12 protein-coding genes and 3 pseudogenes are annotated in these 16326 nt (G+C 66.8%); 3 read left to right on the forward strand and 12 right to left on the reverse strand.

Annotated elements, in window-relative coordinates; genetic code table 11:
- Nucleotides 1-51 precede the first annotated feature (51 nt).
- From H9L12_RS08945 to H9L12_RS09000, 12 genes and pseudogenes are all read right to left on the reverse strand, one after another.
- Complete coding sequence (locus tag H9L12_RS08945) at nt 52-1278, reverse strand: FtsW/RodA/SpoVE family cell cycle protein (RefSeq protein ID WP_187541449.1); 1227 nt, start codon at nt 1276-1278, stop codon at nt 52-54.
- Nucleotides 1275-2630 (reverse strand): UDP-N-acetylmuramoyl-L-alanine--D-glutamate ligase, encoded by a 1356-nt coding sequence (gene murD, locus H9L12_RS08950; protein ID WP_187541450.1) that lies wholly within the window; start codon nt 2628-2630, stop codon nt 1275-1277. Before murD ends, H9L12_RS08945 begins: the two co-directional genes overlap by 4 nt.
- Nucleotides 2627-3697: a phospho-N-acetylmuramoyl-pentapeptide-transferase gene (gene mraY, locus H9L12_RS08955; protein ID WP_187541451.1), complete on the reverse strand. Its 1071-nt coding sequence runs from the start codon at nt 3695-3697 to the stop codon at nt 2627-2629. Before mraY ends, murD begins: the two co-directional genes overlap by 4 nt.
- Nucleotides 3698-3935: 238 nt before the next feature.
- Nucleotides 3936-5342, reverse strand: a complete 1407-nt coding sequence (locus tag H9L12_RS08960) for a UDP-N-acetylmuramoyl-tripeptide--D-alanyl-D-alanine ligase (protein WP_187541452.1) — start codon at nt 5340-5342, stop codon at nt 3936-3938.
- On the reverse strand, nt 5339-6754 hold the full coding sequence (locus H9L12_RS08965) for a UDP-N-acetylmuramoyl-L-alanyl-D-glutamate--2,6-diaminopimelate ligase (RefSeq protein ID WP_187541453.1): 1416 nt from the start codon (nt 6752-6754) through the stop codon (nt 5339-5341). The genes H9L12_RS08960 and H9L12_RS08965 overlap by 4 nt, the downstream gene beginning before the upstream one ends.
- A gap of 4 nt (nt 6755-6758) precedes the next feature.
- Nucleotides 6759-8470: pseudogene (locus H9L12_RS08970) on the reverse strand (peptidoglycan D,D-transpeptidase FtsI family protein).
- A complete protein-coding gene (locus H9L12_RS08975; RefSeq protein ID WP_187541454.1) occupies nt 8470-9132 on the reverse strand; it encodes a hypothetical protein in 663 nt (220 codons plus the stop codon). Before H9L12_RS08975 ends, H9L12_RS08970 begins: the two are co-directional and overlap by 1 nt.
- Nucleotides 9129-10075, reverse strand: a pseudogene (gene rsmH, locus H9L12_RS08980) (16S rRNA (cytosine(1402)-N(4))-methyltransferase RsmH). Before rsmH ends, H9L12_RS08975 begins: the two are co-directional and overlap by 4 nt.
- The gene (locus H9L12_RS08985) at nt 10072-10557 is read right to left on the reverse strand and encodes a division/cell wall cluster transcriptional repressor MraZ (protein ID WP_187541455.1); all 486 of its coding nucleotides are present in this window, start codon (nt 10555-10557) and stop codon (nt 10072-10074) included. The pseudogene rsmH and the gene H9L12_RS08985 overlap by 4 nt, the downstream one beginning before the upstream one ends.
- Nucleotides 10558-10854: 297 nt before the next feature.
- Entirely contained in the window at nt 10855-11157 is a 303-nt protein-coding gene (locus H9L12_RS08990) for a hypothetical protein (protein WP_187541456.1), read from the reverse strand.
- Nucleotides 11121-11498 (reverse strand): hypothetical protein, encoded by a 378-nt coding sequence (locus H9L12_RS08995; protein ID WP_187541457.1) that lies wholly within the window; start codon nt 11496-11498, stop codon nt 11121-11123. The genes H9L12_RS08990 and H9L12_RS08995 overlap by 37 nt, the downstream gene beginning before the upstream one ends.
- Nucleotides 11495-11752: a hypothetical protein gene (locus H9L12_RS09000; RefSeq protein ID WP_187541458.1), complete on the reverse strand. Its 258-nt coding sequence runs from the start codon at nt 11750-11752 to the stop codon at nt 11495-11497. The genes H9L12_RS08995 and H9L12_RS09000 overlap by 4 nt, the downstream gene beginning before the upstream one ends.
- Before the next feature lie 85 nt (nt 11753-11837).
- Here H9L12_RS09000 and H9L12_RS09005 point away from each other — a divergent pair, with 85 nt between their 5' ends.
- The 3 genes and pseudogenes from H9L12_RS09005 to purL all read left to right on the forward strand — a co-directional run bounded on the left by H9L12_RS09005 (nt 11838) and on the right by purL (nt 16310).
- Entirely contained in the window at nt 11838-12218 is a 381-nt protein-coding gene (locus H9L12_RS09005; protein ID WP_187541459.1) for a hypothetical protein, read from the forward strand.
- A 116-nt stretch (nt 12219-12334) separates the two neighbouring features.
- The gene (locus tag H9L12_RS09010) at nt 12335-14008 is read left to right on the forward strand and encodes a serine hydrolase domain-containing protein (protein WP_187541460.1); all 1674 of its coding nucleotides are present in this window, start codon (nt 12335-12337) and stop codon (nt 14006-14008) included.
- A 32-nt stretch (nt 14009-14040) separates the two neighbouring features.
- Nucleotides 14041-16310 (forward strand): annotated as a pseudogene (gene purL, locus H9L12_RS09015) (phosphoribosylformylglycinamidine synthase subunit PurL).
- Nucleotides 16311-16326: the final 16 nt, after the last annotated feature.

Here is a 16326-nt window from a genome sequence, read left to right on the forward strand (position 1 = left end):
ATGTCCGCCGGTCCCCCGGCGGCGAGGGTGATGTTCATGCCTTAAACGACTTCATGGGTAGACGCTCTCCCCGCCCCATTTCACGACGTAGGGCGAGCGCGTCAGATAGGGATTTCGCCGGGTGAAGGCGAGCAGCAATCCCATGCCGATCGACAGCGCCAGCATCGACGACCCGCCATAGCTGATGAACGGCAGGGTCATGCCCTTGGACGGCGCGATCTGGACGTTGACCGCCATGTTGATCATCGCCTGCAGCCCGAACTCGACCGCCAGGCCGGCGGCGGCGAGCAGCGCCACGCTCGATTCCTCGTCGAGCAGCTTCACCAGCACGCGGGCGACGATGCCGAGATAAAGGCAGGCGATGGCGATGCAGGCGATCAGCCCGAATTCCTCCCCAATGACCGAGAAGATGTAGTCGGTGTGCGGTTCCGGAAGGCCGAACTTGCGGGTCCCGCCGCCCGGACCCATTCCGAACAGGCCGCCCGCGGTCAGCGTGCGCATGGCGTTCTCTACCTGGAAATTGTCGCCCTCGCCGAACAGGAAGCCGTCGATGCGGACCGTCGCCACCGGATAGAAGAAATAGGCGAGGATGACACCGACGATCCCCGCCAGCGCCAGCCCGCCGAGGATGCGCAGGTCGAGCCCCGCGATCGCCAGCATCGCCACCCACACGGTGACAAAGATGATCGTCGACCCGAAGTCGGGCTGAAGCATCAGCAGCACCGCGACCATGCCGGTGATGACGCCCGACAGGATGAAGATCGGCACCTTGCGCTCGCCGACGCCGAGCGACAGCAGCCACGCCATGGCGATGACGAAGAAGGGCTTCAGGAATTCCGACGGCTGCACCTGCCCGACGCCGAACGCGATCCAGCGCCGCGCGCCATTCACTTCCGGCCCGACGATCGGGACGATGGCGAGCAGGCCGAAGAACAGCGCCGCGCCGATCAGCGACAGGCGCCGGGCGCGCTCGCGCGGCATCATCGAAATCAGGATCATCACCGGCATCGACAGCATGATCCAGCCGATCTGGCGGTAGAAATAATGGAGCTCGGCAAAGCGCACCGACCCGCCCGAATAGCGCTGGGCGGCGGCCGGGCTGGCGGCGGCGACGGCGATCAGGCCGATGCCGATCAGCATCGCCACCATCAGCAGCAGGACCCGGTCGATTTCCCAGAACCAGCGGCCGATCGCCGAACGGTCGGACCGACCATAGCGGTTGGGATCGACCAGCGCCGCCTTGGCCTTGATTTTGCCCGTCAATGTCGCCGCGTTCATAATGCCCCCACCAGTTCCCGGAACCGGTCCCCGCGCGCCTCGAAATCCCGGAACTGGTCAAACGACGCGCTCGCCGGTGAGAGTAGGACAGTCTCGCCCGGCTGTGAATCCCCTGCCGCTGCCGCGACCGCATTTTCCAATGTTTCACATTCGCTTACGGCGACGCCGTGGCCGCGAAGCAACCGCGCGAACATCGGCCCCGCCTCACCGATGGTGTAGGCGGTGACGACATGGCCGAGATGATCGACCATCGGGCCCAAATCTTCGCTCTTCGCCTGCCCGCCGACGATCCAGCGAATGCGCGGATAAGCGGCCAGTGCCGGCGCCGCCGCCTCGGCATTGGTCGCTTTGCTGTCGTTTACGTAGAGGACGCCCGAGAGTTCGCGGATGCGCTGCATACGATGGGGCAGGCCCGGATAGGTCTTGAGCCCTTCGACGATGGAGTCAGTCGTCACGCCGACCAGTCGCGCCGCTGTCGCTGCAACCGATGCGTTCCATGCGTTGTGCGGACCCTGAAGCGCGGGCCATTCTTTCTGCGACGATATGCGGACGCCATCGAACCATAACCCGCCGAAGGAGAAGGAGGTGCCGTGGTCCCAGGCGGTGTCCATCAAAATCCGATGCTCGTGTGGGCCGGCGTGCCTATCGTCGAAGAAATTGCCAATGACGTCATCCGGGGCGTCAACCCTAGTGTTCCCAAGGACGGCGTGGTTCCCGGCTGCCTGCATCGAAAACAGACGAAGTTTCGAACGCATGTAGGAATCGAAACCGTCGTATCGATCATGGTGATCAGGCGTCACGTTGAGCAGAACCGCCACGTCGCAGTCGAGGCTCTTCGTCAGGTCGATCTGGTAGCTCGATAGCTCCAACACATAGACGCCGTCTTCCGGCAGCGGATCCTGCGACAGGATCGGCAAGCCGATGTTGCCGCCCATCGTCGTCGGCACGCCGGCGGTCTTGAGGATATGGTGGACCAGCGCCGTGGTGGTCGACTTGCCGTTGGTGCCGGTGATGCCGACGACCTTGTGCGGCGGAAGCTCTGCGCGAGCGCGGGCGAACAGTTCGATGTCGCCGATGATCTCCATCCCCGCCGCCCGCGCTGCTGCGGCGATCGGGTGGCGGTTGAGGGGTAGGCCCGGCGTGACCACGATGCTGTCGAACCGCGTCAGGTCGCCGCCGACGAAGTCCTCGATTGTTGCGCCCTCGGGTGCCGCGGCCCGCGCACCCTCGCGGTCATCCCACGCGGTGACCCGAGCGTCGCTAGCCAGCAGCGCCTCGACCGTCGCCATCCCGCTGCGGGCGAGCCCGAGGACGGCATAATGTTTGTCGGCGAAGGCCCGTGCAGTGATCACCGCAGCTTGAGGGTGCTGAGCCCGGCCAGCGCCAGAATGAAGGCGATAATCCAGAAGCGGATGACGACGGTCGGCTCGCTCCATCCCATGTGTTCGAAATGATGATGGATCGGCGCCATCTTGAAGATGCGCTTGCCCGTGCGCTTGAACCAGAACACCTGGACGATGACGCTGACGGCTTCGAGGACGAACAAGCCGCCGACGATGACCAGCACGAACTCGTGGTGCGCCGCGACCGCGACCGCACCAAGCGCGCCGCCCAGCGCTAGGCTTCCGGTATCGCCCATGAACACCGCCGCAGGGGGCGCGTTGAACCACAGGAAGGCGAGGCCGGCGCCGATAATCGCCAGCAGCAGCACCGTGAGATCGCCGACGCCAAGGACGTGGGGGATGCCGAGGTAGCTCGCGAACTTCGCGTTGCCGACCAGATAGGCGATCAGGGTGAATGCGATACAGGCGATGATGACGGGCATCGTCGCCAGCCCGTCGAGCCCGTCGGTCAGGTTCACCGCATTGCCGAACGCGACGATCACGAACGCGCCGAAGAAAATGTAGCCGAGGTTCAGATCGACCACCGGCCCGCTGTAGAAGGGCAAATAGAGGTTGGTCCCGCCCCACCCGACCATCAGCCAGGTGGCGAAGCCGGCGATGGCGAATTCCAGCAGCAATCGCATCTTCGCCGACAGTCCGGCGTGGTGCGCCTTCCTGACCTTGTCGTAATCATCGAGGAAACCGATCAGCCCGAACCCGGCCAGCACCAGCAGGCACGCCCAGGTGTAGCGGTTGGTGAGGTCCATCCACAGCAGCACCGAAATGCCGACCGCGATCAGGATCAGCAGGCCGCCCATCGTCGGCGTGCCACGCTTGGCGAGGTGACTCTGCGGTCCGTCGGCGCGGATCGGCTGGCCCTTGCCCTGCTTGTTGCGCAGCCAGCGGATGAACATCGGCCCGAAGAACAGGCCGATCATCAACGCGGTCGCGCTCGCCGCACCGGCGCGAAAGCTGATGTAGCGGATGAGGTTGAGGAGGCCGGGAAAGCCCAGCTGCTCGGCGATTATGTAGAGCATGTTGTGGTCCTGAACCCCCTTCCAGCGAGGCCGTGACAGGTCATCGGCCGATGCTGCGCGAGGAGCGAGGCGAAGAGCGGGCGCGCTGCCCGGTCGAGGCTTGCGACGAAACGCAGCGCGGTCGAGGTCCTGCCCGGAGGGTGGGACGAGAAACTACTTTGGCACGCTTGCTCGTTCGCCAGATAGCGCTTGCTATCTGGCTTCACCCGCTCACTCCCAAAGTAGTTTCTCGTCTCCATCACGACCTCGCTGGAAGGGGGTCCAGGACCACTGTTCCCCCTGCCACCCGGTCGACCAGTTTCGCAAGGCCGATCGAGTTCGACGCCTTGACCAGTACGGCGTCGCCCGGACGGACGATCCTAACCAGCGCGTCGGCCGCCTCGTCGGCATTGGCGGCGCCCGTGACCGGCACCGAATCGCCGAGCGCGTCAACCAGCGGGATCATCTCGTCACCGACCAGGATCAGCTGGTCGATGCGCGCGTCGAGGATCGAGGGCGCAAGACCGGCGTGGGCCGCGTCGCTGTGCGCGCCAAGCTCCCGCATCGGGCCGAGCACCGCGATCCGGCGCGCGACGCTCCGCTCTTCGCCAAGCGACTTGAGCGTCGCCGCCATCGAGGCCGGATTGGCGTTGTAGCTTTCGTCGACCAGCAGGAATTTGCCGCCGTCGATCTCGACCTGGTGACGCTCGCCGCGCCCCTTGAGCCCGCCCATGTCGGCCAGCGCGAGTCCGGCCACGGCGAGATCGGCTTCGACCGCCTCGACGGCGGCGAGCACCGCCAGCGCGTTGGATACCCAATGCTCACCGCGCTGAGCGATGGTAAAGGTCAGTTCGCTTTCGAGCAGCCGGGCGGTGACCAGGCTTCCGCCATTGTCCGCGCGCACCGCGTGGATCGCGGCGACATCGGCCTCGCCCGACCCGAAGGTCAGCACGCGCCCGGCATGGCGGCGGGCCTTCTTGACCAAGCGGTCGCGATAGGGCGAATCCTCGGGCACGATGGCGATCCCGTCGGGCTCCAGCCCTTCGAAAATCTCGCCCTTGGCATCGGCGATTGCCTCCATCGACCCAAGGTTTTCGATATGGGCCGACGCGATCGCGTTGACGATGGCGACATGGGGCCGGACCAGCCGGGTCAGCGCGGCGATCTCGCCGGCATTGTTCATGCCCATTTCCAGCACCGCGTAATCGACGTCGCGCGGCATCCGCGCCAGGCTTAGCGGAACGCCGGTATGGTTGTTGTAGCTTTTGACCGATCGGTGGACCTTGACGCCGACGCCGCGCGACAGCGCCGCGGCCAGCGCCTCCTTGGTCGACGTCTTGCCGACCGACCCGGTCACCCCGATGACCTTGGCATCGACCCGCGCCCGCGATGCAATCGCCAGCGCGGTGAGGGCTTCGGCGACATCGGCGACCAGCACATGCGGGCCGTCCACCGGCTGGCTCACCAGCGCGCCCGCTGCGCCCGAGGCGAAGGCGCCGGCGACAAAGTGATGACCGTCGTGGACCGTCCCCGGCATGGCGACGAAGAGGTGCCCAGGCTCCACCTCGCGGCTGTCGAACGTCACGCCCGACACCTCGAACGGGGCGCCGACCAGCGTCCCGCCAGTCGCGGCGACGATCTCGTCGCTGGTCCACAGCGCGCTCACGCCGCGCATTCCCGGGCCACCGTGACATCGTCGAACGGCAGCACGCGATCGCCGATGATCTGGCCCTGTTCATGTCCCTTGCCGGCCAGGAGGACGATGTCGCCCGCCCGCGCCTCGGCGATGGCCGCGGCGATCGCCTCGCGCCGTCCGCCGACCTCGCGCGCACCGGGCGCGCCGGACATGACCGCCGCGCGGATCGCTGCGGGATCTTCGCTGCGGGGATTGTCGTCGGTGACGATGACGAGATCGCTAAGCTCGCTGGCGACCCGGCCCATTTCCGGCCGCTTGCCCACGTCGCGATCCCCGCCCGCGCCGACCACGGTGATCAACCGTCCCTCGACGTGCGGGCGAAGCGCGGCAATCGCCGCCTCGATCGCGTCGGGCGTGTGGGCGTAGTCGACATAGACCGGCGCACCGGCCCGGCTGATCACCGCACGCTCCAGCCGGCCGCGCACCGGCGCGACGCGGGCCATGCCGCTCAGCGTCGTCGCCCAGGTTCCGCCGGTCGCCAGCACCAGACCCGCCGACACCAGCACGTTGGCGGCCTGGTAGGCGCCGATCAGCGGCAGGGTCAGCCGGTATTCCTTGCCGTCATGCGCGAGATCGAGCTGCTGGCCGAGCGGTGTCGAGGTGCGGCGGACGAGGCGGATGTCGTCGCCCTTTTCACCGACCGTCATCAGCCGGAGCCCACGCTTGCGGACATGGCCGATGACCTCGTCTGACCGCGGATCGTCGGTCCATACGACGGCGGCTGCATCGTCGGCGGCGACCTCGTCGACCAGCCGCATCTTGGCCGCGAAATAGCTGTCCATCGTGCCGTGATAATCGAGGTGGTCACGGCTGAAGTTGGTGAAGGCAACGGCCTTCAGCGGTACGCCTTCGGCGCGATACTGGTCGAGGCCGTGGCTCGACGCCTCGTAGGCGACGTGGCTGATGCCCATCCGTTCCAGCCCGGCGACGTTCGACAGGAAAGTGACGATGTCGGGCGTGGTCAGCCCCGTCGACACCTGGTCGTCGGCGGTGGTCACGCCCAGCGTCCCGATCGATGCGGAGCGGTGACCCGCCATCCGCCATAGCTGTCGCGTCATCTCGACCGTCGAGGTCTTGCCGTTGGTGCCCGTCACCGCGACAACCGTCTCCGGATAGGGCGCGTAGAACTTCGCGGCGAGGCGGGCGAAGCGCCGGCGCGGTTCGTCGGCGGCAATATGCACGGCGCCTTCGACCGTCGCCTCCGGCCGAGCGATGACCGCCACCGCGCCCAGCCGCACGGCGTCGGCAATAAAGTCCTCGCCGTTGAAATGGCCGCCGCGAAAGGCGCCGAAGATATTCCCCGGCGCGACCTTGCGATGATCGAGCGCGAAGCCGGTCACGACGGCGGAAGAATCGGTGCCGGCGATTTCGCCCAGGCGCATGGACTTAGTGCTCCGCTTTTTCGTGAACGTACGGAAGCACTTCGGCCATGTTCGGCTCGCGCGTCTTGCTTGGCCGGACGCCCAGCATCGGCGCGATGCGGCTGACCGTCTTGCTGACCACCGGCGCCACGTTCCAGCCGGCGGTGTGGAAGCCATAGGTGTTGGCGGTGGCCTTGGGGTCGTCGAGCATGACGACGATCACATAGCGCGGTTCGTCCATCGGGAACACGCCGGCGAAGGTCGTGACCACCGCGCTCGAGGTATAATGGCCGTTGAGCAGCTTTTCCGCGGTGCCGGTCTTGCCGCCGATGCGATAGCCCGGCGCGTCGGCCTTCTTGCCGGTGCCCTGCGTCACGACCAGCCGGAGCAGCGAGCGCATCTTGTAGCTGGTCTGTTCGCTGAACACGCGATGCCCCTGCGCTGCCGGGTGGGTTCGGTCGACCTTCAGCAGGGTGGCCGGACGGTACACGCCGCCGTTGAACAGCGAGGCGTAGCCCGTGGCCAGGTGGAGCGGGGTCACCGCGATGCCATGCCCGTAACCGACCGTCAGCGTTTCGATCAGGTTCCAGTTCTTGCCCGGCGTCAGCGTGCGTCCGCGTTCCTTCAGCTCGATTTCGACCGGCGACAGGAAGCCCATCTTCTGGAGGAAAGCCTTTTGGTCCTTGGCCCGATCTGCTGGGCAATCTGCGCCGTGCCGATGTTGGAGCTTTCCTTCATGATCTCGGCGACCGAACAGGCGCGGCCATAGGGGTGCGTATCGTTGATGGTCCGGCCGGCGACGTGCAATTGCTGCGGGCAATTGTACATCTGGCCCATCGACTTGATGTGGCCAAGGTCCATCGCCATCGCCACGGTGAACGGCTTGAAGGTCGACCCCAGCTCGTAGACCCCAAGGGTCGCCCGGTTGAAGCGCGCTTCGTCGGCACCCTGTCCGGCAACGTTGGGGTTGAGCTGCGGCAACGACGTCATCGCCAGCAGTTCGCCGGTATGGATGTCCATGATGATTCCGGCCGCGCCGATCGCCGAGAATTCCTGCTTGGCGGCGAGCAATTCGTGCTCGAGAGCCTGCTGGATCCGCGACGAGATCGACAGCTGCAGCGGCGTCCCGCGCTGCGCCGGGTCGGCCAGGCGATCGTTGAAGGCCCGCTCGATCCCGGCGGTGCCATTCCCGTCGACGTCGGTCCAGCCGAGGACGTGGGCGGCGAGGCTGGTCTGCGGGTAGAGGCGGTCCGGTTCGCGTTCGAGCGCGAGGCCCGGCTCGCCAAGCGCATTGATGGCGGCGACCACCTTCGGCGAGGCGCGGCGGCGAAGGTAATAGAAGCTGCGCTTCGACACGAGCATCGCGTGATACTGCGCGGCGTCCTTTTCCGGCATCAGCTCGGCGAGCTTGCGGGCGAGGTCGAGCTTGTCGCCAATGACTTTCGACGGTTGCAGGCCGATCGTCCACGCATCGATGGTCCGGGCCAGCGCCTGCCCGTCGCGATCGACGATATCTCCGCGTTCGGGCGTCAGGCTGATCGCGCCGACCTTGCGCCCGGCGTGATCACCGAACGCCGCGAGGTAGACCAGGCGGATGACGATGACGCTGATGACGAAGCCATAGACGAGCAGCCCGAACATCAGGCGCTGATGCATCAGCGCGAGGACCTTGCGCTTCTGTCCGACAAGGCGAAGCCGCTCGGGCCGTGCGACGAGAGCGGGCGTCGGGGCGTTCATCAGGGCGTGCCGAGGTCCTTGGTGGTCTTGCGGGGCGAAGCGGCGCCTTTGGCCTTACCCGCCGCGGCGGGCAAGGGTGCCAGCGGATCGGCCGTCGCGGTTTTCGCGGGCTTCGTCGCAGGCTTGGGCGCCAGGGTCTTGCTGACCGTCGTCGCAACCGTCCTGGCAGGCTTGGTCGACGGCTCGGGCCGCGCCACCGGGGTTACCGGCCGTGTGTAGGACGCGACGTGCATCATGTCGGAGGGCGCTTTCGGCGCGATCGACGGGACGGGCGCATCGCTGTCGTCGCTGACGATCCGCGGGCGGGCGGGCGCCGCGTCACGCGGCGCCGCGGCTAGCACCACCGGCGCGGCAATCGCGGGCTTGGCTTGGGGCTTCACCAGGGTCGCCAGCTGGAACCCATTGTCGACGAACTGGTCGGCCGTCGGCGCGCTCAGCTGGATGGCGCGAACGTTCCACCGCTCCAGCTGTGCCAGCCGCCCGCGAGTCCCGATCTCCGTCTCGAGCAGGCGAATGTCGCGCTGCGCCAGCACGATCTTGGTTTCGACCGACTCCAGTGCGGCGCGTTCCGACGCGACGCGCAGGCTGACGAGGTAGCAGCCAAGCGCCGCGCTTGCGACCGCGCCGACCATCAACACCGACTTGAATCCTCGAACGCTCATGCGGCCTTCTCCTGGTCCCACGCGGGCGCCGGCGTCCGGACGGCGGTTCGCAGTCGCGCCGAGCGCGCGCGCGGGTTACGGGCCAATTCGGCGTCCGAAGGGGACACCGGCTTGGCGACTTGTTCGAAGCTGGCCGCAGGGCCGCTGGGACCAAGCGGGCGATGGCGCGACCCGCCCGGCGCAGCGCCGCTGCGGACGCGCAGGAAGCGCTTCACGATGCGATCTTCCAGGCTGTGAAAGGTGACGACGGCCAGGCGGCCACCGGGCTTCAGGCTGCGTTCGGCGGCGCGAAGGCCGGCTTCCAGCTCGTCGAGCTCGGCATTCAGGTGAATGCGGATCGCCTGGAAGGTGCGGGTCGCCGGGTCGGTCTTCATGCCCGCGTGGTGGCCAAGCGCCTTGCGGACGACGGCGGCCAGTTCGGCGGTGCGGGTCAGCGGGCGCGCGGCGACGATGGCGCGGGCAACGCTGCGGGCGCGCGGCTCCTCGCCATAATCCCTGATGACCCGGGCGATCTCCGCCTCGTCGGCGTTGTTTAGGAAATCGGCGGCCGTCTCGCCTTCGCTAGACATGCGCATGTCTAGCGGACCATCGTTGCCGAACGAAAAGCCGCGGTCGGCCTGGTCGAGCTGCATCGACGACACGCCGATGTCGAGCGTAACACCGTCGACCGGCAGCAGGTCACGGGCGGCGAGCGCCTCGTGCATATTGCCAAAGCGGTCCTGGATCAGGGTCAGCCGCGCGTCCGGGACGAGTGCCGGACCGTTCGCGATCGCTTGCGGATCGCGGTCGAAGCCGATCACTCGTCCCGCCCCGCTTCGAGCAAGGCGCGCGTGTAGCCGCCCGCTCCGAAAGTGCCGTCGACGATGATGTCCCCGGGCGCCACGGCGAGGCCGGCGATGACCTCGTCGAGCAGGACCGGGACGTGCGGAGCCTTGCCGGTCACAGCCCGCGCTCCTCTAGTCGGTAGCGGGCGATGTCCTTGAGGTCCTCGGGGATGTTGGCGTCGGCGAGGAACAGCTTCGGGTTCCACACCTGGAAGGTCTCGCCGGCGCCGATGAATAGCGCGAGTTCCTCGATCTGGCCCTTGCGACGCATCATCGGGGGCAGGACGATGCGGCCGGAGCTGTCGTAGGGCACTTCTTCCGATGCGCCGAAGGCCATCAGGGTGCGGCGCTGATAGGCGAGTTCGGCGTCGGGGCTGGTCTCTTCCTTCTCCAGAAGGCGCTCCAGCTTCAGGTGCTTCTGCGCGGCGTAGGCGGGATCGTACGCGGAGAGGGCCTGGAACTGTTCGTGCTTGGCAAGGACGATGGTGCGGGCGTCACCGCGACGCTCGATCACCTGGCGCAGGAAGGCCGGCACGGAAACACGCCCCTTGGCGTCCACCGCGTTCAAAGCACTGCCCTGAAACAGATGCTCTAGTGCCACTGTCCACTCCGCCCCGCGCGGACATGGCTTCGCCGGTGACGGGTGCGCGGCATTGCCGAGCGCCCGACGCAATTGCGTATCTCACCGGATTGCCCCGCGCTTCACTGATGTTGGTAACTCACCCCAGTGCGGGATACAATGGGTTTTCATGCCACACCATGCCAATTCATGCCCTAGCATTGGAAAACTACGGCTTTTTGTGGCGAGCGCATGCCGCTGTTCTTCACCTGTTCTTGGGCTGCCACCCTGTGGATAAGTCTGTTGGCATCGAATCCCCACGAGAATCGCGGGGCGGAATCAGCGACCCTGATTGAGTCGCGAAAGCTCGTCCTCGATGAGGTCGAGACCCGCCTCGTCACCTGCTTCGAGGAAGTCGGCGTCGGCGATGATGGTCGCCTTGCCCTTGCCGATCGCACAGCGGGCGATCAGGCCACCGTCGGCCACGGCGCAGCCTCCCCCGCCCGCCTGCCGCAGGATCCCGACGCTGTTCCCCGGAGCGAGCGTAAGCGCCAGTCCCCAATGGGCGAGCAGGCCGGTATCGGCGAACGAGGGCGGCGGCCGGGTCAGGTCGCCGAGCGGCTTCTCGCTGTGCCAGTCCACCTTGGGATCGGCGAGCAGCAGGACATGGCCGCCCGCCGAACCCAGCCGTCCAGCGCGACCAGGGCCTCGGCCGGTTGCGCGCGGGGATGCGCCATTAACAACAGATCGTGACCCTCCAGAGAAGTGCCGTCGGCGACGTCGATCGGCTGCACGCGATACTCATTCTCCAAACGGGCCAGTACGGGCGTCGGCGCCTGATCCAGCGTGAACCCCTCGCCGAACAGGATCGGCAGGCTGGTGAGCAGCAGCAGCGTCGGCTTTTCAGTCGGCGACGAACGAAGCGCGATGCCGGTGCCGGCGAGAACCGCGACGGCGATGCCGATCCAGGCCGCGGGCTTCACTTCGGCGCGGCGGCGTTGGCGTCGCGTTCGGCCTCGACATCCCCCGCCGATTGCCCCGGCGCCGCGCCGATTTCGGCCAACGGCTCGTTGGGCTCGACGTCCGCGTTGGCGACCGTGTTGGCCGGCGGCGTCACGCCATCCTCGCCCGACCGGCTGATCGCCGTGCCGAGGAGGACAAGCAAGAATACGAATGCAAGACCGGTCAGGCCAATGCGTATCCGCCGCTGCGGCTCGTACCGTTCGTCAACTGACATCGCGCCCAATCTATGCCCCAGTCCGGCCCGATGCAATTCTCCCCCTACTTGACGAGGCATGCTGCACTGGCGAAGAGCGAAAACCATGAAGAAAGAGATTCTTATCTGCACCTTGTTCGCAACCGCCGCACTCGGCGCTTGCGACAACAGCGATCACACCATCGTCGCCGGCGAGCGGAAGGACGAGAACCCGGTCGCGAAGATCGACCCCGCGACGCTTCCGCCCGCGATCGTCGCCAGCAAGATTTATCGCTGCAAGGACAACAGCGTGGTCTACATCGACTGGCTGGCCGACAATTCGGCGAACTTCCGCGCCGACAAGGCCGCGACGCCAACCAAGCTCGCCGCCCCGGCCGAAGCCGGCAAGGCGCTGTCTGCCGAAGGCTATTCGCTGACGGGCAGCGCTTCCGCGTCGAGCATCACGCTGGAACGTCCGGGCAAGGGTTCGCAGAGCTGCAAGGCCTGACGCCTCGTTCCTGAACTTTCGAAGGGGTCGGTTGCGCCACGCAACCGGCCCCTTTTTCATGCGTCTTGACCGGATATCGACCGGGCGACACTGTCCGCCGAACGAAAAGGCCTGTCTTGCTTCACGTTTCACGTCGCCATCTTCTCGGCGGGATCACCGCCGCCACGACGCTGCACCCGTCGCTCACGCGGGCCGCGACCGCGGCGCCGCCACCGGCCCTCGCTGCCGCGATCGCCGCGATCCGCGCCCATGCCGAGGCGCACCGCCGCTACCTCGGCGTACCCGGTCTCGCCGTCGCGCTGACCGCGCCGGGGCTTCCGGCGTACGAGATACTCGTCGGTTCGACCGACTTGAGCGGCCGGCGGCCGGTCGATGGCCGCACCCTGTTCCAGGTCGGATCGATCACCAAGCTGATGGTCGGAGCCGTGGTCCACCAGCTGGCGAGCGAAGGAAAGCTGTCGCTTGCTTCCGACGCGCGTTCCCTGCTCCCCGGGGTGCCCTGGCCGTCGGGCGCGCCGATCACCATCCAGCAGCTGCTCGACCACACCAGCGGGCTTCCCGGCAACGCCCCGACCTTTCCCGGCGATGGGCCGCTGTGGCGCGGGTCGGCGCCCGGCAGCCACTGGCTCTATTCCAATACCGGCTATGGCCTGATCGGCTCCATCATCGAGCGGATCGAGAAAGCGCCGATGGCCAGCGTCCTTCGCCGCCGCATCTTCGCGCCGCTGGGCATGAGCGGCGCGCGGGGCGCGATCCTGTGGGCCGACCGCCGCGACTACATCCAGGGTTACCAGCCGCTCGACCTCGACCAGGTCTATGTTCCCGGCGATCCGCTGGGCCCCGCGCCGTGGGTCGACGTCACCTTCGCGGCCGGGTCGGTTGCGGCGCCGACCGCCGACATGGCCCTGCTGATGCGTTCGATCGCGGCCGCCGCCAACGGCCGCGGCGGGCTGGGCCTGTCGCCGGCCGCGGGCAAGGCATTCGTAGCCCACGCCGTCCCGTCGGAGGAGAAACGGACCTACGGCAACGGCCTGATGCACGTCGCCGACGGCACTCGCCAACTTCTCCACCATACCGGCGGCATGCCGAGCTTCTCGTCCTCGTTCCATCTCGACGTCCCGAGCGAGATCGGCGCCTACGCATCTGTGCCGATCGGCTATCCCGCCGGGTACCGCCCCCGCCTGCTGACTCTGTACGCGGTGCAGGCCTTGCGCGCGGCGGTGACCCGGACGCCGGTCCCCAAGGCCCCGACGCTGCAGCGGCCGACGATCGATTCGACCGATTTCGTGGGGACCTACACCTTTCCCGGCAGCGGCGAGACATTGCGCATCACCGCCGGTTCGCGCGGCCCGCTGTTCCAGTCGGGTCAGGCGCGCGGTGAACTCATTTCACTTGGCAAGGACATGTTCGCGACCCAGGCGCCGGGCTGGTCGCGCTGGGCGATGACCATGGTCCGCAAGGGCGATCAGGTGGTCGCGATCGAGCATGGGTCGCGCACCTTCGTCCGCGACGGCGCGGTCCACCCCGTCGCGCCGTCCGATCCCGCGCTGGCCCGGTTCGCCGGCCGCTTCGTGTTCGATTCGCCTTGGGGCGGCACGATCGAGATCGTTGAGCGCGGCGGCAAGCTGTGGCTCGGCGGGTATGACGCGATGACCCGCATCGGCGACAATCTCTACCGCCTCGGCGAACAGTCGTGGTCTCCCGAACGCATCCGCTTCACCCATTTCGCGGAGGGCCGCCCGGCGACGATCTACGTTTCCGGCGAACGATACGATCGCCGCGACATCTAGGCTTTCGCGGGCCAGCCCGCTAAGGGCGCGCCATGGCCACTGCCCTTCAGGAAATTTCGCCCGAGACCGTCGCCGAGCACGGCCTCTCTCCCGAAGAATATCAGCGCATCCTGAACGCGCTCGGCCGGGAGCCGAACCTGGTCGAGCTGGGGATCTTCTCGGTCATGTGGTCGGAGCATTGCAGCTATAAGAGCTCGCGCCTCCACCTTAAGAAATTGCCGACCACCGCGCCGTGGGTGATCTGCGGTCCCGGCGAGAACGCCGGCGTCATCGACATCGGCGACGGCCAGGCCGCCATCTTCAAGATGGAGAGCCACAACCACCCGAGCTACATCGAGCCCTACCAGGGCGCCGCGACCGGCGTCGGCGGCATCTTGCGCGACGTCTTCACCATGGGCGCGCGTCCGGTCGCCAACCTCAATGCGCTCCGCTTTGGCCGTCCCGACCATCCCAAGATGCGCCACCTGATCGCGGGCGTCGTCGCGGGCATCGGCGGCTATGGCAATTGCGTCGGCGTGCCCACGGTGGGCGGCGAGGTCAATTTCGACACTGCCTACGACGGCAATATCCTGGTCAACGCGATGACCGTCGGCGTGGCATCCACCGACAAGATTTTCTATTCGGCCGCGACCGGCATCGGCAATCCGATCGTCTACGTCGGCAGCAAGACCGGCCGCGACGGCATCCACGGCGCGACCATGGCCTCGGCCGATTTCGACGAGAACAGCGACGAGAAGCGCCCGACCGTGCAGGTCGGCGACCCCTTCACCGAAAAGCTGCTGATCGAAGCCTGCCTGGAGTTGATGGCGACCGACGCCATCGTCGCCATCCAGGACATGGGCGCCGCCGGCCTCACCTCTTCGTCGGTCGAGATGGCGTCGAAGGGCGGCGCCGGCATTCGCCTCAACATGAACGCGGTGCCGCAGCGCGAAGAGGGCATGACCCCCTACGAGATGATGCTGTCGGAATCGCAGGAGCGGATGCTGATGGTGCTGAAGCCCGGCCGCGAGGCCGAGGCCGAGGCGATTTTCCGAAAGTGGGAACTCGACTTCGCCGTCATCGGCGAAGTCACCGACACCGGCCACATGGTGCTGGAGCACAACGGCGAGGTCGTGTGCGACATCCCGCTCGGCCCGCTGGCCGACGACGCCCCCTCTACGACCGCCCGCACCTCAGCCAAGACGAGTACAAGGCGTGGGCCAAGGTCGCGCCGCTCGGCGACATCCCGGAATCGACCGACATCGCCGCCGACCTGTTGAAGCTGATGGGCAGCCCCAACATCGCCAGCCGCCGCTGGATCTGGGAGCAGTATGACAGCCAAGTCGGCGCCGACACCGTCCAGCGCCCCGGCGGCGACGCCGCGGTGGTGCGCGTCCATGGTACGAACAAGGCGCTGGCGATCACCACCGACTGCACGCCGCGCTATTGCTACGCCGACCCGGTCGAGGGCGGGAAGCAGGCTATCGCGGAGGCCTACCGCAATCTGTGCGCGGTCGGCGCGACGCCGCTGGCGGTGACCAACTGCCTCAACTTCGGCAACCCGCAGCGGCCCGAAATCATGGCCCAGATCGTCGGCTGCCTTCAGGGCATGAGCGAGGCCTGTATCGCGCTCGACATGCCGATCGTCAGCGGCAACGTCAGCCTCTACAATGAGAGCAAGGCCACCGGCGGAGGCAGCGCGATCCTTCCCACCCCCGCCATCGGCGCGGTGGGGCTGATGCAGGACTGGTCGAAGAGCGCCACGATCGCGTTCAAGGCTGAGGGCGAAAGAATCTATTCGCTGAACAATTCAGATCGACGGGAGTGGGGACATTTGGGTCAATCTGTCTGGCTCAATGAAGTCCACGGCCGTCGCGACGGCACACCTCCACCTGTGAATTTAGAATATGAATCTGCAAATGGGGCGTTCATCCGCGAAGCAGTCCGCCTAGGTATTGCAAGCGCAGTTCACGACGTATCCGACGGCGGTATCGCGGTGGCGCTCGCCGAGATGGCGTTGAGTGGGGGCGTAGGCGCGACCATTTCGGTCAACGAAATCAATTCACGCTGGGCCTTCGGGGAAGATCAGGGCGAATATCTGCTGACGGTATCCTCGGCAAAAGCCGCAGAGTTCGAAGAATTGCGACTGAATCATCCGGTGTTTGTTGAGCAGTTTGGCGTGACTGGTGGCAACGAACTCGTCCTCACGCAGTACCTCTCGGACGATGACGACCAAGTAGACGTAATCGCAAATATCCCCCTTGCCGACCTCCGCGCTGCGCATGAGGGCTTCTTCCCCGCGCTGATGCAGGGCGAACTCTAGGCTACTTGCGAACGCC

The sequence above is a fragment of the Sphingomonas rhizophila genome, assembly GCF_014396585.1.
In the GTDB taxonomy this organism is placed as follows: Bacteria; Pseudomonadota; Alphaproteobacteria; order Sphingomonadales; family Sphingomonadaceae; genus Sphingomicrobium; species Sphingomicrobium rhizophilum.

Bases quoted from the DNA above. Each gene is read 5' to 3' on its own strand.
- H9L12_RS08945 (WP_187541449.1), bottom strand. From the start codon at position 1,278: ATGAACGCGGCGACATTGACGGGCAAAATCAAGGCCAAGGCGGCGCTG.
- mraY (WP_187541451.1), bottom strand. From the start codon at position 3,697: ATGCTCTACATAATCGCCGAGCAGCTGGGCTTTCCCGGCCTCCTCAAC.
- H9L12_RS08965 (WP_187541453.1), bottom strand. From the start codon at position 6,754: ATGCGCCTGGGCGAAATCGCCGGCACCGATTCTTCCGCCGTCGTGACC.
- H9L12_RS08975 (WP_187541454.1), bottom strand. From the start codon at position 9,132: ATGAGCGTTCGAGGATTCAAGTCGGTGTTGATGGTCGGCGCGGTCGCA.
- H9L12_RS09000 (WP_187541458.1), bottom strand. From the start codon at position 11,752: ATGTCAGTTGACGAACGGTACGAGCCGCAGCGGCGGATACGCATTGGC.
- H9L12_RS09005 (WP_187541459.1), top strand. From the start codon at position 11,838: ATGAAGAAAGAGATTCTTATCTGCACCTTGTTCGCAACCGCCGCACTC.